We start from the raw sequence: 15,839 nt of genomic DNA on the forward strand, positions 1-15,839 counted from the left end.
TTAACGACTATTAAAATTATATTAACCTCTTTTACCCATACTAAAACCAATCCCGAATTGAAAGATAAAATCTTTGTTGAGATATTTTGAACCTGCTGTTAAGTAACCGAAGTTTCCTAATTTAAGATTAAACCCAGCTTCTGGGAAAAATAAAATACTTTTAGGATCTTCGGTAGTTACTACAGGACTATCTTCTACATCTTCAGAAGAATATTCTGTATATCTTGCTCCGGCTCCCACATACATCCATATAGGATACGCTACTTTAAAATGTACACCAAAACTGGACTGAATAATCGCTACTTCTAAATCGTCAATTACACTTTCTGGTATACTTTCCACTGTTTCGTCAGGGCTAAAAGTCAAGTTAAAAAGATTTTCATTACCTCCCAAATTCCAATAAGTACTTACTCTATCGTTTCTTAATGCACCAAACTGTATTCCATAAACTTGATCTGTATCTGAAGATAGACCGATGTAGGCGATTCCATGGCGATTTGACTTTCTTTCTGCACTAGCTTCACTCTTTTTAATCTTTGATTCTATTTTTTTAATTTGATCAATATTTTCACCATTAGGATATCTTGTTTTATAAGTTTGTATTTCCTTCTTTGCATTATAAAACTTGTCTTGTTCAAAATAAAGTTGTGAGTTATTCAGTAATGCTTTTTCCAATAACATTTCAATTTCTTCTTTATGATCTGATTGAGGGTAATCATTTAAAAAATCTAAAAGATCATCGCTCCTTTCATTTAAGTTGTTAGACCCTAATAGGTCTTTATATTCCTGATCTTCGTCATATTTTTCAAATAAAATTGCTAACTCTTTAGTAAATTTTCCTTCTGGAAAGAATTTTTCATAATCATCAAACATTTTTTCACTTGGAGATTTTTTTATTTTCTCAACTAAATTTATTTCTATTGAGTTTAACTTATTTTTTAAGCCAATAGTTTTATCATCATTGGGGTACTTTTCGATAAATTTTCTAATGTCATGAGGCTCATTTTTATTTGCCTTCACCAGCAATTTTTCTCTTAAATTATCTTCAGCGGTTATTGCATCTCTGTGCTCTATAATCATTAAACTAACCTTAGTTCTTCTATCATCATCTCTAGTTGCCTCTTGCATGAAAGTATTTCCTAGCGCCTCAATTTTTTTATCTATAGGATTTAATTTCAACCTAGCGCTTAGTTCCATAAAATCTAAATCTGGATTACTAGCTCCTAGTTCTGATCTTGATTTAACAATATAATTTATAGCTTCTTGATATTTATCTTGTGACATGCTTTCTCTTGCTTTAACGTAATAGCCTCTGGCTAACTCAGAATTTTGAGCAAAACTTATGCAACTTATAAATAGAATAAGAAAAGTGAGTTGGATGGTATTAATTTTCATGTTGATTTATTTAGTTTAATTGTTATTTTTCCAATAATTAGGTTTGTTATTTTTTATCTCTATTGAAGGATTAAGAGTATCTTTTTTAGTAGGAACTTGAGTATTCCAATAATTTGATTTTAATACGCTTTCCGTATTTTTTTCTTCATAGTCTACTAGCCCTAGTTCATCATAGTTAATCTGAAAACCTGCATTAATTGCTTTATCACTCAAAGTTTTGATGTTTTGGTTTATTTCTTCTTGATTAAATGACCAACCACGTAATTGAAAAATTTTGGTAGGATCTTTTGAGAATGATTCTTCTAGTTCTTTTTTTATATCCTTAATGTATTTGAATTCACCTCTGACATTGGGATGGATAGCAATAACAGGTGAAACATATATTTTTGGTTCGGTATTAATTTTTATATCAATAGTGCGTGGGTAAACTAATCGTTCGCTGATATCGTCGTAATTTTTATCAATAAGTACATAATGAAAATAAATCGGATCATTTGTTTGTAGACTATAAGTAGGTTCCATATTTTTTTCATTTTTAATAGCATTCACACGTTTGCGAATTATGCCTTCTTTATCATTTCTAATTCGATTTGCTAGCATATTGAACGTTCTTCTTAGCAATTTTTCCTCAGCTATTTTCTTACGTTCAATCTCCTCTAATTTTCTTTTTTCTTCAAGACGTTTTCTTTCTAACTCTCTTTGTCTTTGTTCTTCAGCTTCTCTTCTTCGTTTATTTTCTGCATTAACTTTAATTAGCTCTCCTATTGTACCTGCCGCGAGGCTTACATATGCACCAGTCTTATTTCCTTGTTTCGCATATTCTGTTGCCATTGTAACACCAGCTTTCATATAGTTTCCCTGACTTAATTCATTACTTGCTTGATTACTTGCTACAGTTAACCTTTCGTAATTTTTCTGGTTTTCTTTTATTTTCTTGTTTAATTCAGCAATTTGCCTTTCTTGCTCGCGCTTTTGCTTTTCTGCATAAGCTTCTTGTTTACGTTTATAGGCTAGTTGTTGCTCTTGAACAGCTGTACGGTAAGAAGATTGAGCATTACTGTTAGAACTTTGAGAGTTATAACTGTTGCTTGAATTATTTGAAGGTTTTGTATTAGAATAAGCGATAGAAGTATTATCAGAAGCTTTTGTTTGATTTTGAGAAGCTGTAGCTTTTTCTTGTTTTACTTTTTCAGCTTCCTGCTCTTTCTTGCGTTTTTCTTCTAATTCTTTTCTCTCCTTTGCTTGTTGTTGCTTTACCTTCTCTTGTTCTATATTTTTTAAATAACTTTCAATCCCATAAAACCCATTAAATTTAACATTGTAAAGTCGTGCATTTCGGATAGTATAACCTTCTTTCCATATTTGTTTTGCTCGCTCTTCGCTCACCCCAGGCCACAGTTCATCCCAATCTGGGCTTCCAGCAATAAATGAAACTGATAATTCATTATCTAATTGGACAGTAGTTACCTTAATACTTCCTTGATAAATATCAAATGCAACATTTACCAATCCTATTTCAACATTATCAAACGCTTTATCTCCTATTTGTTCTCTAGTATATTTTTTACCATTATATATTATAAAATTTCCTTCATTGGTAATCTTAGTTCTTGATTTGATTAATGGTTCACCAAAAAAGGCGTCATATTGAACGGCAAAGTTTAAAGTAAGATTCTTACCATTTTGATTCCTTACATTATGGTTTATGTTTTGATTGTAAGTCTTTTTATAGGATTGTGCATGGACTGTAGAGATCAACACGACTACTAGGTTAATGAAAATGAATATAAATCGATTGCAATGATTAAAGTGCTTCATAAAAAGAATTATTTATCAATATAGAATAGAAAAACAGTGTGAAAAATATCCTGAATAGGGCCATTTTGATTTTTAGTAAAAACCTCCACTAATTATAAATGGAGGTTTTAGAATTAATAACGTTCCCTAATTGTTATTAATCGTAGATTCATTAGAATACGGTGTATTTCTAATTTTTGATGATTCTCTTTATCGTAAATTCTCCTGTAGAAGTTGTGACTTTCATTAAGTAAACACCATCACTTAAACTCTCAACAGAAAGTGAACCAAGAGAACTTCTTTTTTCTAGTAATAGTTTTCCATGAAGATCATATACATCTAATTGAACAACATCTACCGTAGTTTTAATGTAAATCATAGAACTAGTAGGATTTGGATAAATGGATATTTGCTTGCTAAGAGTAAAATCTTCATTGCTCAAAGTGTTGTCTACAGTTACTTGTGTTGTAGTAGAGCCAGTATTACCGGTAGCATCAGTCGCGGTAAGTGTTACCGTATAAATACCTGCAGCGGTAAAAGTATCAGGTGATACGGCAAGATTTACAGCGCTACAGTTATCGTTAGAACCATTATCTACATCACTCGGAATTATGGAAATGGAACTATTTCCAGCAAGATCTATAATGATATCTTGACCTATCACGACAGGATCTGTAGTGTCTGCTATGATAATATTTTGAGTTTGAGTGGTAGTATTTCCTCTAGCATCATCATAAGACCAGGTCACCACTGTATTAGATGTAATAGGGAATACAGCATCGTTGCTTACAGTAACAGTACTAGCGCAATTGTCTGTTGCGGTAGGAGCAGTAAGCATAGTAAGTTCACATTCTCCCGTAACATTTGCAAGAGTATTGCTATCTGGAACAGGTGCGGTATTATCTACAATTACCACATTTTGAGTTTGTGTAACCGTATTTCCGTTACCATCATCATAGGTCCATGTTATTGCAGTGTTTGAGTTGATAGGTAAAGTAGCATTTGTTGTTCCGGTAACTTGTATTCCTGTACAAGCGTCAGTAGCAGTAGGAGCAGTAAGACTTGTAACCTCACAAGTTCCCTGCACATCGGCTAGCGTTGCAACGTCTGCAACAGGAGCGTCAAAATCTATCAAAAGAGCTGGGTCAAAATCATACAGACTCCACACACCATTTGCATCTTGTACTCTTAAATGAAAAGGAGTTGTAGTACAACTGGTAAAACTAGAAAAGTCGATGTCAAACATAAACTGATCTTGATTCCCTGTAGCCGCAAGCGTTACTGCCGTAGCGTTACCAAAACCAGGATCTGTTCCTCCAAGAAAGTATTCTGCTGCTACTATGGCTGGCAACGTAGGATTAGTAATAGGTGTGGCATCATCTACATAAAATAAAAAGTTATGGTACAAACTCCATACATTGTTAGTATCCTGTACTCTTACATACATTCTATGAAATCCTACCGATAGCGTACCCACATTTACCGTAAAACTGTCGGTAATATCGTTACCAATATTGTTCACAGTTAAAGCAGTTCCTTGACCTACACCAGGATCTGTATCTATAAAATATTCTGCGTTGGTGATGTTTTGCGCTTTCGCGAAAGCGAGACCTATAACCAACAATAAGAAAAGTATATAATTTTTCATGTTAGTTAATTTTAGTGAGAACGAGCTTCGATGTCAAAAGTTACCGTACCGTTAGAAGAAGTAGCACCAGTATAATTAGTCACTTTTACTTCTGGATAGCCTTTTGGATTACCTAGATATTTAAAAATAAACCCAGTTTCAAAACCTATATCGCCGCCGTTTACTCCTGCGCCTATGAGTGGAGAACCAGCCCCCACGGTAAAGTCTGGAAGATTATTTAACGGTACTGCAGGAGAAAAGTAAGTCGCTGGATTTGCAAATAAAGGATCTTGATTGAAAATACAGTTTAGAATATTTTGAGTTGCAGCATTATTACTGGAGGTTACATTCATTGCAGTAGTAGATCCCTGTGAGTAAAGAAGACAATTATTTAATTGATAATTTCCAGAAATAGCAAAGTTATTGACATTAGGTGAAGAACTATAAAAAACGTTATCAAATACAACGAGAGTATTAATTGAGTCAGAATTGGTTATAATTTGACCAACAGAACTTAAATAGATTATGTTATTAGATAAAACTATTTCATCAGCTTTTGAAACTGAAATTCCGTTTATTAGATTATTTTTTATTGTGATATTTTGAGCAAAGCTTGCAATTGTTAATCCACCAGTATCGCATCCAGATATATTGATACCAGATACTGTATAGGGTATTTGCGAGTTATTAGCTCCAAATCGGGATCCATTTAAACGACAATCTTGAATTGTGATATTTGAGATGACGGCGTTAGAAATCATTGGGTCCACTTGCGTATCAACGCCACCACCAGCGATGTACAAACCTTTAAGTAATGTACCGCTAGATCCGTTGGTAAGAACAATTTGACTAGTTGTTGTTACAAAATTATTGTCAAAATGAGATCGCCCAACAATTGTCAACTGTTTGTCAACCATAATAGGAGCTCCATTAGTACCTGAATATGGAGTTATAGAATGTTGGACATAAATTGTATCACCATCACTAGCTGCATTAATAGCACTTTGAACATCAGTAAACTGAGCCCCAGCACCTGTCGTATTATCTACCGTCCATGTAGTTTGAGCTTGTAAGGTAATCACGTTAAATAGGAGCATAGCTGCACTAGCCCATGAGAGTATATGAGTTTTCATAAATATTGGTTTTTTAATTTTCGGTAAGATTAATTAATTAAGAGTCGTGAAGAAATACCCTGTTTAGGGTATATTTTTAGTTAATTGCTCCCTTTGATTTTTCCAGCTCCCAAAGAAAATCGATAGCCTAGCTCTGCTTGAAAGAAGTGTCCATCAGAATTTATACTTAGATCATCATTTGTCCTAAAACGTGCAAAAAGAGAGTTTTTCTTGCTCTTTACAGGATACCACTCTAATTCAAATTGATTACCAAGAACTAAAAAATTTTTTGGATCACTAATGTTTTCAAGATCATTCTGACTATCTATATGGTAATCCATGAGATCCAATGTATAGGTAAGTGACAGATTTTCAAATCGCTTTAATTCTATTCTTAAGCCGCCACCCAATCCTAATGAAGAATATCGTTCTGAATTTTCTTCATCTGTTTGTAAAAGAGCAGATTGATACCTAGAGCTAAAGAATAAGGAAATATCGGATAATGCTTCCTTTTTAACTTTGTAAGTAACAAGATCAATGTCTATACCAGTTCTAAATGTTGATTTTTGTAATAGATCGATATCTTGAATTAAAGATCTATTCAAACCTATTCCTTCGCTTTCAGTTTTTACAAGTTTGTCTTCCCCTTCAAATCTTGATATGATAGCAAAAGGTCTTACTTTCTTTAATATGAATAAATTTGTGTTCCTAACGTTTGCGGTCTGAAGAAAAAATATAGCTTGTGCTTCAAAAGATGCTAAACCATTTTCTTGAGAATCTGCTAATGCTAGTGCGTCTGTATATGCTCTAAATTCTATCACGTTATTAAGAGCTGTAGATTGCTTCACTCTATAAGCCGCTGGGGCATTAGAATTAGTTGATTTATCATTTACATCATTTAATGGAAAACTAAACGTCATATCATCTGGCACGTAATTACCACCTATGTCGTATTGATAAGTAATAACATCAGATACTCTTAATACATGATCTTCAAATTTTTCAGAATAGTTTGTTTGTTCATTTGCATAAGATAAATAGTTAAGACTAGCGGTTTTGTCAAAATGAAGAAAGGATATAGGTGTTCTATTTGTGAATAGGTGACTATTCCCTTTTTTATCAATTAAAATTACACGTATGTCAACAATACTACCTTCTTTTAATTCTAAGTCTACTTTTTTAAAGTTAAGTGGTATAGTGTCTTCCTTTTTTTTACCAGGGAAAAGAAGAATGTTAACTTCTTTATTTTTTTTCGGTATAATAAAGGTACCGAAATGAGTTTCAGAATCCTTCGATATGCCATCAGTAATTGCTTTTATATAGGCGTTACTTTCATTAGAATTATTTATTTCAATCGCCTGATCTGGAGTTAATAATAAGTATTCATTTGGCTTAATTTCTGGAGATTCAACATCTTTAAATAAATCATCAATGTCAACTTTATTTTTATCTGAAAGCAATTGATCAAGGCTAAAGTAACTGTCTAGAGCATTATATGATATACCAGCTGTATGATACATTTCCATTTGAAGACTCACTTTATTAGTAAGATACTGTAGGTCTAATTCTGCTTTTAGAATCTTTTTAAGTTCAGAAACAAATGCATCTGGATTTTTTTTTGATGCTTTTATGATTTGGTTCTTATTTTCTTCTAATATTTTAATCTGAGAGTCATATTTTTCTTGATAGTCTGCAAATTCTTTTTTAGCCTTTTCTTTTAAGTCTTTAATAGTTTGCGCGGTTGTACTGATACTCACTAATAAGAATAATGTGAATAGAATTGATCTCATAATTAGGATGTTTAAATTTTCAACACCACAAACCTAATTACTCCATACGCCTCTTATTCAAGGACTTTTCCTAATTGATTTAGGACTATTCTTTTAAGAAATAGGGTTTTACCTATTTATGTTAAAATGTTAATGTGTAGATTTATGGTCTAACTATTAAACCAATTTAAATATGTCATTGATTAACCATTCTAATATGATAGACGTAAAAGATGTTCTGGAACCAACTAAATTATCTCCTGCAGAATTAAAGAAATTTAACGTTAAAATAGATAATTCATACCAGTCAAATTATAGTGGTCTTGTAGTAAAGGATCAAATCAAATTTTTAATTGCGACAAGTCTACATGAGACCTCATTTAAGTTATTAAGAGAGAGACATAGACTTAATGTTAATTTAATATCGAATTTTGAAGATTCTGATTATCCAATTAGTCATTTTCCTATCTCTGATCTGATCAAAGGAGAACCCTTTCAATATGACAAATGGGTAGAATTCAAAGTAGATGAAAATTATAATATAAATCAAAATATTAGCCATTTGCATTTAGCCAATCATGATTTAAATGATTTAAAGGGGAATAACAGTTTTTATTTTTCTATTCCATTTTTACATGCAATTAAAGATCTATATAATGAATGTACTTTAAATATCAGAGTAGTAAATCTTAATCCAAGTGTTCAAGACTCTGGATTAACTATAGCATTCAGGATAGAAGATAATAGTGAAGAAACAAATATTTATGATTTTTCATATGAGCCACCAAATGGTGGTCGAGTAGCTTTTGGTGAATAATATGGAATTTTTAGAAAAAATAACGCTAACAACAATTTTAGTAGTAGCAACTTTTTTAGTTGCTACTATTTTTTATCGTAGAGGTAAGTTATATAATCTGCTCTATGGAATTATATGTCTAAACCTCTTCTCTGAGGTTATGGCATTGATAGCAATTACTACAAAAAGATTTGGATTTATTCATTTTTATAACCTCAATTTTTTTATTCAACCGATTTTATGGTTTTTATTGATCAAATTGATTTTGAAAAACCAATCATCTAGTTTTCTGATGATTACGTTATTTGTTTTCTTTGCCATATTTAACTTGTTATTTTTTGAGAAATTTGATTTGAATGAATACACATTTATTTGTGCTTCATTTATGTATATAGGATATTATATCTGGGCTCATATTATATTACTAAGAAAAGAGAAATTAGAACATTTTTCATCAAAAGAGTTTCTATTACTTTCATCTCCATTAGTTTTATTTTTTGGAATAAGTATCCTGCTTTGTTTTGGAGATAGCGGTTTGAAATCAACTCCATTATTAGGTAGATCCCTTTATAATATTATCCAAAACTTTACTAATTTAATATATTACTCACTCCTAATAACCTACATCATTAAATCAAGAAACGATGGTAAAACTCAAATAGCAAATGACTGACATCGCCATAGGAATTATCATCACTTTTCTCTTCGTCTGTATGGCGCTACTTTTCTGTGCTATATTGATAAAAGTCTATGTGGCTAAAGTCAAAAAATACAACCAAATCCTTTTTGACAAACAACTGGAACATCAAAAAGCAGTTAGTAAAGCTGTGCTAGAAACTCAAGAAGAAACGCTTAATAACATCGCTCTAGACTTGCATGATGATACTGGACAACGACTAACGTATTTGAACTTGCAACTGGAGCAAATCAAATTACAGCAACCAGAATTAACAGCAATCATACAACCTGTTAGTACAACGGTTAATGATCTTGCTATTAATTTACGTGACTTAAGTCATTCCATGACTTCAAATTCTTTAATAAAAACGCCATTATTCAAGGTTATAGAAAAAGAAATAGCACGAGTGAATAGGCTAGGAGTAGTGGTTTGCAGTATAGACATTTCTAACAGAGAAGATTTCTATTTTTCTCTAGATGAGAAGATCATCTTGTACCGTATTTTTCAAGAGGTGCTCAATAATATGCTTAAACATTCTAGAGCTGGTCAGTTTACTATAAATGTATCAAATCCTGAGCAACCTTCTTTTTCTTTCATAGATAATGGGAAAGGATTTGAAATAAATAATGAATCGCTTACTAATGGTTTTACGAATATGAAATTGCGTAGCGAATTGATAGGTTATGAACTTCAAGTAAAGTCTCAAGAGCAAAAAGGGACACACATCCAGCTAGTTAAAGAAATAGCTTAATTTTAAAGCATGGCAAAGAAAATTAACATAGGGATTATTGATGACCATGACATCGTACGTAAAGGATTGAGTCAGTTGCTCCAAAACATGGGAGATTATGTAGTTACAGAAGAACATTCTAGTGGTGTTTCATTTATCAATAATTTACCTGATAATAAAGAATTGCCCGATGTCTATCTTCTAGATTATTCTATGCCTATGATGAATGGTCTTGAAGTCCTACAAGAAGCTAAAGAAATTAATCCCAACCTAAAATTTCTCATGCTTACTCAAAATATTGAAGATAAAATCAAAGTAGAGGCCTATGACAAAGGTGCAAGAGGTTTTCTTTCTAAAACTTGCCAGGCTCCAGAATTAGGTCAATCGATCACTAACGTAGTCACTACTGGCTACGATAATTTTGAAGAGATTCTACGGTTATTACGTAACAAAAACACCATAGAACAACTTACCAAAGAAGAAAAAGCTAATTTAACTGCTCGTGAATTACAACTATTAGAACTCGTTTGTGATGAGAAAGAATACACCTATCAAGAAATAGCAGACCAGATGAATCTCTCGATAAAATCAGTAGATGCTTGTAGGTCACAGCTTTTTCAGAAACTAGATGTGAAATCCAAAGTCGGTTTAGTACTGTATTCTTTTGCTCATAAGCTTACTAAACCTTTTGTTTAATTAGAATTATATCAATTCAAGAGCTAGGGAAATCTTTACTAATTCTGAAACTTTAGTTACATCTAATTTTTTGAATATATTTTTTTTATGGGTGTGTACAGAGTGAACTGATAAAATTAGTATTTCACTAACCTCTTTATTTGATCTTCCTTCGGCAAAAAGTTTGAGGATTTCTTTTTCGCGTTTGGTCAGCGTTTGAAATTTATTCCATCGATTAAAACTTTCCTTGCCCCAAGGAATTATTTCTTTAAAAATTTTTTCCACAGCCTCGTATTCATTGGGGAATAAAGACGTATTTAACGTAAGTTTTTCATCGATTAATATCTTATTTGTAAAATAGGGAGTCATGTTATGATTCATAGATATGATTTGCATGTAACTACAAACAGACTCATAATCGTTATCTTTATGAAGAGCATCGGCCTTATAAATAGCCTTTTTCATTAGGCTAATGTTGGAAATTTCTGGTAAATACGATTTTCCTAATTCGTATAATTTTTCTATTTCTCTCCCATAGCTGAAAAAAGATTTACTGAAAAACTCATACTCATGGCTATCTCTGCAATTGATATAGGTAGGGCTAGGTAAAAAATCCTGAAGTTGATAAAAAGCTTTTTTATCATTTAAGTATAGCTTTCTAAGCCTAAATACAAAATGCTGGCTCTGTTGATGGTATTCTTTATCAGTAAATAGATTCATTTCTCTATTTTAATGGCTTAAAAATATCTGCCGCTATTTGATTTATAATTTCAGACATTTCTTCTGGTTTTTCTAGGGTAGGGTAGTGGCCGCAATTTTCAATACAAATAAGCTGTGCATCTCCTTTACTTTGTTCTACCACTTCTTTTAAATAGCTAGGGTTTACCGATGGGTCTTGCACACCACTCACTATAAATTTAGGACATTTTAATTCTGTAAAAATCTTATGTTGATCTAACCAGTTACCACTAGAAATATCTTCTGCAGTGGTGGCTCTTACCTTAGGGTTAGAATTATTAAAATCTGCTACAACCATGGTGCTGTATTTATCATCATAAACGGTAATTGCTGCAGCTTCTTCAATTTCCTTTTGAGTAGGGTGTTCGGTTAAAAAAGTTTGTAATGCAGCAACAGGTAAAAACGCCTCTTCAAAGTTGACAGGTTTTTTAACCGGTGGCGTCCCAAAAATCATTAAACCTTTTAAGTTTTTGATATCGTTTGCAATCTCAATAGCAAGGTGCCCGCCTATACTATTACCTATTAAAAAGACAGGTCTTGAATAGCTATTAATTAATTGGATCAGTTCTCTTTTATAAAATTTAAAACTAAAATCATCATTCTCATCTGTATTCTCGTTAATTTCGTGTCCAGATAAGGTAGGAGCTAGTACTGAATTTGTTAGCTGTAATTTTTTAAAAACTTTACTAGAAGAAGAGCTTCCATGAAGTAAAACTATTAAACCTTCTTTATTTGAGCTTATAAATGTACTTTTCATAAATTATAATGTTTAACCAAAGTAAATAAAACACTAGTTTTTAACAAGTGATTTATTGTAAAATAATAAAAATCAATATTTTGAGTCGTAAAAAAATCATTTGGTTATTGGTTATAGGTATTCTAGGTTATCTAGGATATCAGGCGCTTTCCATTTTTGCTCTAGAAGAAGATAAAATTAATGCGGTATACCTAGTACCTAGAGATGCGGTGTTTTTTATGGAGATGGACGAGCCGTTGCGCAACATGAATACACTTGCTGAGAGTGAGATCTGGGATCATTTACAAACTAATGATGACATTCATAAAATGAGTGCCAAATTGAATGCCGTGGACTCTCTTTTTCAATCAGAGAGTGATCTTTTTGAAATGATAGGAGATCGTGATATTATTTTGAGCGCTCACATGATTAAGCGTGACGATTATGCTTTTCTATACATCGTAGATATGCAAAAATTATCGCAACTTAATTTACTTAAAAACAACATTAACCAGTTGCTTACCGGTGATTTTACGGTTACAAAACGTCTCTATAAAGAAATAGAAATTACTGAGGTAACTGATAAAACTACCTATGAGATTCTGTCTATTGCCTTTGTGAAAAACCAGATGATAGCCAGCTATACGCACTCACTGGTAGAAAAAAGTATAGACGAATTTGCCTCTCCAGAAATAGGTCGCGACCTTCAGTTTCTAGAAATTCAAAGAGAAGTAAGACAGAACGATTTATTCCGTTTTTACTTAAATCATAAATTCTTAACCGATTATTACAAAGCATTTTCTAACGAAGAGAGCCCATTTGTAAAATTACTAGAAGATCATTTTAGTTTTTCTGGTTTTCAAATAGATGTCGATAACGATCGATTATTAGTAGCAAAAGGATATACTAACGGAGACCAGACAGCACAGAGTTTTATAAACGCACTGCATGAGTCTGGAACTGGTTCTATAGACGCCACTACGATTTTACCTCAAGAAACGGCATTGTATTTAAGTTTTGGTTTTGACGATTTTTCTACTCTACACCATAATTTTTACAACTTATTAGGTGAGCAGCAGCCAGAAATGGTGGCAGAATATGAAACGGGCAGGAAAAAAATAGAAGAATTGCTAGATATAGACTTACAGCGTGATTTTTACGATTGGATGGATGATGAGCTCGCTTTCGCGAAAGCGGATGCCCCAAATTTATCTGAAAAAGAAGGTCTAGCACTTGCCATAAAAGCAAAAGATACCGATGATGCTCTGGAAAGATTAAAATTTATTGAAGAACAAATAAGAAAGAAAACACCTGTAAAATTTAAAGAAGTAGATTACAGAGGTTATAAAATCAACTACTTAGAGATTAAAGGCTTTTTTAAATTGATCATAGGCTCACTGTTTGAGAATATTGAAAAACCATATTATACCATCATAGATGAATATGTGATTTTTAGTAACTCGCCCAAGACTTTAAAATTATTCATAGACAGTTTTGAAGAAGAAACTACCTTAATGTCTGACGAGTATTATCGTGATTTTATTGATGAATTCAACTCTGAGAGTAATGTGTTTTTATATGTAGATACTAATAAGTTAAGTAATGCGTCTGGAAAATATCTCAATAAAAACTCTCGTAAAGAACTGAAACAAAATGAGGCTTTTTTCTCTCAGTTTACACAAATAGGACTGGAGTTAGAGGCACAAGAAAACTTCTTTGAGTCAAAGGCGGTTATACATTATGACCGTGATTATGACTATGAGGCTATACAACTAGAAGAACGCAATAAAGACGTACCACTTGATCTAGTGACTATTAAAAAAGAAGAAATAAATAAGGAAACCATCTTTAATATTGCTCCTATTTTCCCTGATGATTTCACGGCAAATTTTTACGAGCAAAAATTTAATAACGGTCAACTTAAAATGAAGGTTTATCTCAAGGATGGAATGCCAGACGGTCGTTATAAAGAATATTATTTTGATGGACAGTTAAAGATTTCTGGACGTTATGACGACGGTAAACAGGACGGTACCTGGAGAGCTTATTTAAGAGATGGAAAGTTATTCCATAAAAAGCGATTCTAATTTTATGAGGTTTGGCTCGAAATATGATAACATAAGAACAAGGCCAGTTTCTTATTTATAGGAGACCTGCTGGTTGTGTCTCGATACTTATTACATTCATTTTATTACATTTATTCTATGAAAAAACTTCTTATTCTTTTCACGATATTTTTAAGTTTGACAGCTGTTGCTCAAGAAGAAATCTTTTATCTCTTACCTAACGGTGAGATTATGAACGAGGCTAGTTTTGATAAACTCAAAGCAAGTTTAAAGGATATGGGAGATGTGAAAGCAGATTTTATCTCTACCATACGTCGCAATGACTCGGTTATAAAACGTACTAAGTTAGTTATTACTGAGAAATCGGATAGAAAACCCTTTGATCCGTTTGCTATTCATAGGGAGAAAATAGGAGAAAAGTTTGTTCTAGAAGACTTTAAAAAGGCAGATGGCTCTGTGCTTACTCTTAAAGATCTAGGTGGTAAATCTACAGTACTTAATTTTTGGTTTACGAGTTGTGCGCCTTGTATAAGTGAGATGCCCAAATTAAATAGCCTTAAAAAACAAATGAGAGGCGATGTTAATTTTATCGCGATTACCTTTAATGAGAAGTCTAAAGTAGATGTGTTTTTAAAAACGACTAAATTCGACTTTGATCATATTACAGATGCTCGCAAACAAATAGATTCTTTAAGAATACAAGCATTTCCTATGACCATTTTATTAGATAAGAATGGCTTTATAAAAAATGTTTACGGAGATCTAACTTATCAAATGAATGATTTAAAATCTGATTTAAGAAAAGTAATGCAATAGAGTAGATTGAATCTTACTCTCGATCTTTTCTTTTTTCATTTAAACGTTGCTTAAAATTGCGACGTTTGCGGTCTTTTATACTGCCTTGTTTACTTTTATTCCAAAACATAAATATGACAAATGCCAGTAAAACGGCACCTATATAAATCCAGTCTTTATTCTCGCTTAAGATTTCCATGGTCTATTTCTTGTATCACTTTCTATAACGCCATCACGCAGTCTTATAACGCGATGTGCATGCTCTGCAATGTCTTCTTCGTGAGTTACTAATATTACCGTATTCCCGTCTGCATGGATTTTATCAAAAAGTGCCATGATTTCTACTCCAGTTTTAGAATCTAGGTTTCCAGTAGGTTCATCTGCTAGAATGATAGAAGGATTATTAACCAGCGCTCTTCCTACAGCTACACGCTGTCGCTGTCCACCAGATAATTGATTAGGCTGGTGATCCATACGGTCTTCTAGGCCTACACTAGTAAGTACTTCTGTAGCTCTTGCAACACGGTCTTTCTTTGATTTACCTGCATATATCATAGGTAAAGCCACGTTATCTAGTGCAGTCGTTCTAGGTAATAAGTTAAATGTTTGGAATACAAAACCTATCTCGGTGTTTCTTATGTCTGCCAGCTGGTCGTCTGTGAGCATAGACACATCTGTACCATTAAGCTTATAACTACCAGCAGTAGGAGTGTCCAGACAGCCTAATAAATTCATTAAAGTAGATTTACCAGATCCAGATGGTCCCATAAAAGCGATGTAATCTCCTTTTTTGATTTCTAGATCGATTCCTTTAAGTACATGAACCACTTCCTGACCTAATTTAAAATCACGTATAATATTCTTTATTTCGATTACATTTTCACTCATGGAACTAAGTTATGAATTATAGTTTGTACGAGTATG

15 protein-coding genes are annotated in these 15,839 nt (G+C 32.6%); 6 read left to right on the forward strand and 9 right to left on the reverse strand.

Features of this window, described 5'->3' with window-relative positions:
- Nucleotides 1-21: 21 nt before the first annotated feature.
- From ACJJVN_RS05585 to ACJJVN_RS05605, 5 genes are all read right to left on the reverse strand, one after another.
- Nucleotides 22-1,395 (reverse strand): hypothetical protein, encoded by a 1,374-nt coding sequence (locus ACJJVN_RS05585; protein WP_405377410.1) that lies wholly within the window; start codon nucleotides 1,393-1,395, stop codon nucleotides 22-24.
- 15 nt (nucleotides 1,396-1,410) lie between these two features.
- Nucleotides 1,411-3,213 (reverse strand): hypothetical protein, encoded by a 1,803-nt coding sequence (locus tag ACJJVN_RS05590; protein ID WP_405377411.1) that lies wholly within the window; start codon nucleotides 3,211-3,213, stop codon nucleotides 1,411-1,413.
- A gap of 169 nt (nucleotides 3,214-3,382) precedes the next feature.
- On the reverse strand, nucleotides 3,383-4,840 hold the full coding sequence (locus ACJJVN_RS05595; RefSeq protein WP_405377412.1) for a T9SS type A sorting domain-containing protein: 1,458 nt from the start codon (nucleotides 4,838-4,840) through the stop codon (nucleotides 3,383-3,385).
- A gap of 11 nt (nucleotides 4,841-4,851) precedes the next feature.
- On the reverse strand, nucleotides 4,852-5,952 hold the full coding sequence (locus ACJJVN_RS05600; RefSeq protein WP_405377413.1) for a hypothetical protein: 1,101 nt from the start codon (nucleotides 5,950-5,952) through the stop codon (nucleotides 4,852-4,854).
- Between the two features lie 80 nt (nucleotides 5,953-6,032).
- The gene (locus tag ACJJVN_RS05605) at nucleotides 6,033-7,721 is read right to left on the reverse strand and encodes a hypothetical protein (RefSeq protein WP_405377414.1); all 1,689 of its coding nucleotides are present in this window, start codon (nucleotides 7,719-7,721) and stop codon (nucleotides 6,033-6,035) included.
- A gap of 196 nt (nucleotides 7,722-7,917) precedes the next feature.
- Here ACJJVN_RS05605 and ACJJVN_RS05610 point away from each other — a divergent pair, with 196 nt between their 5' ends.
- The 4 genes from ACJJVN_RS05610 to ACJJVN_RS05625 all read left to right on the forward strand — a co-directional run bounded on the left by ACJJVN_RS05610 (nucleotide 7,918) and on the right by ACJJVN_RS05625 (nucleotide 10,601).
- Nucleotides 7,918-8,517: a hypothetical protein gene (locus tag ACJJVN_RS05610; protein ID WP_405377415.1), complete on the forward strand. Its 600-nt coding sequence runs from the start codon at nucleotides 7,918-7,920 to the stop codon at nucleotides 8,515-8,517.
- Between the two features lies 1 nt (nucleotide 8,518).
- Complete coding sequence (locus ACJJVN_RS05615; RefSeq protein WP_405377416.1) at nucleotides 8,519-9,169, forward strand: hypothetical protein; 651 nt, start codon at nucleotides 8,519-8,521, stop codon at nucleotides 9,167-9,169.
- A gap of 79 nt (nucleotides 9,170-9,248) precedes the next feature.
- The gene (locus ACJJVN_RS05620; protein WP_405377417.1) at nucleotides 9,249-9,926 is read left to right on the forward strand and encodes a sensor histidine kinase; all 678 of its coding nucleotides are present in this window, start codon (nucleotides 9,249-9,251) and stop codon (nucleotides 9,924-9,926) included.
- A 9-nt stretch (nucleotides 9,927-9,935) separates the two neighbouring features.
- Nucleotides 9,936-10,601: a response regulator gene (locus ACJJVN_RS05625; RefSeq protein WP_405377418.1), complete on the forward strand. Its 666-nt coding sequence runs from the start codon at nucleotides 9,936-9,938 to the stop codon at nucleotides 10,599-10,601.
- Nucleotides 10,602-10,607: 6 nt separating this feature from the next.
- Here the strand turns inward: ACJJVN_RS05625 and ACJJVN_RS05630 are convergent, their stop codons facing one another.
- Complete coding sequence (locus ACJJVN_RS05630) at nucleotides 10,608-11,300, reverse strand: response regulator transcription factor (RefSeq protein ID WP_405377419.1); 693 nt, start codon at nucleotides 11,298-11,300, stop codon at nucleotides 10,608-10,610.
- Nucleotides 11,301-11,304: 4 nt separating this feature from the next.
- Entirely contained in the window at nucleotides 11,305-12,075 is a 771-nt protein-coding gene (locus tag ACJJVN_RS05635; RefSeq protein WP_405377420.1) for an alpha/beta fold hydrolase, read from the reverse strand.
- A gap of 80 nt (nucleotides 12,076-12,155) precedes the next feature.
- Here ACJJVN_RS05635 and ACJJVN_RS05640 point away from each other — a divergent pair, with 80 nt between their 5' ends.
- Nucleotides 12,156-14,141 carry a DUF3352 domain-containing protein gene (locus ACJJVN_RS05640; RefSeq protein WP_405377421.1) on the forward strand — a complete coding sequence of 662 codons (1,986 nt, stop codon included), beginning with the start codon at nucleotides 12,156-12,158 and terminating at the stop codon, nucleotides 14,139-14,141.
- A gap of 117 nt (nucleotides 14,142-14,258) precedes the next feature.
- Nucleotides 14,259-14,936, forward strand: a complete 678-nt coding sequence (locus ACJJVN_RS05645; protein ID WP_405377422.1) for a TlpA family protein disulfide reductase — start codon at nucleotides 14,259-14,261, stop codon at nucleotides 14,934-14,936.
- A gap of 13 nt (nucleotides 14,937-14,949) precedes the next feature.
- Here ACJJVN_RS05645 and ACJJVN_RS05650 read toward each other — a convergent pair whose 3' ends face one another.
- Both ACJJVN_RS05650 and ACJJVN_RS05655 read right to left on the reverse strand, forming a co-directional pair.
- A complete protein-coding gene (locus tag ACJJVN_RS05650) occupies nucleotides 14,950-15,114 on the reverse strand; it encodes a hypothetical protein (protein WP_170034568.1) in 165 nt (54 codons plus the stop codon).
- Nucleotides 15,102-15,803 carry an ABC transporter ATP-binding protein gene (locus tag ACJJVN_RS05655; protein ID WP_104515337.1) on the reverse strand — a complete coding sequence of 234 codons (702 nt, stop codon included), beginning with the start codon at nucleotides 15,801-15,803 and terminating at the stop codon, nucleotides 15,102-15,104. The genes ACJJVN_RS05650 and ACJJVN_RS05655 overlap by 13 nt, the downstream gene beginning before the upstream one ends.
- Between the last annotated feature and the right edge of the window lie 36 nt (nucleotides 15,804-15,839).

Origin of the sequence: Nonlabens sp. Asnod3-A02, from assembly GCF_045063755.1 — a bacterium.
GTDB lineage: Bacteria > Bacteroidota > Bacteroidia > Flavobacteriales > Flavobacteriaceae > Nonlabens > Nonlabens xylanidelens.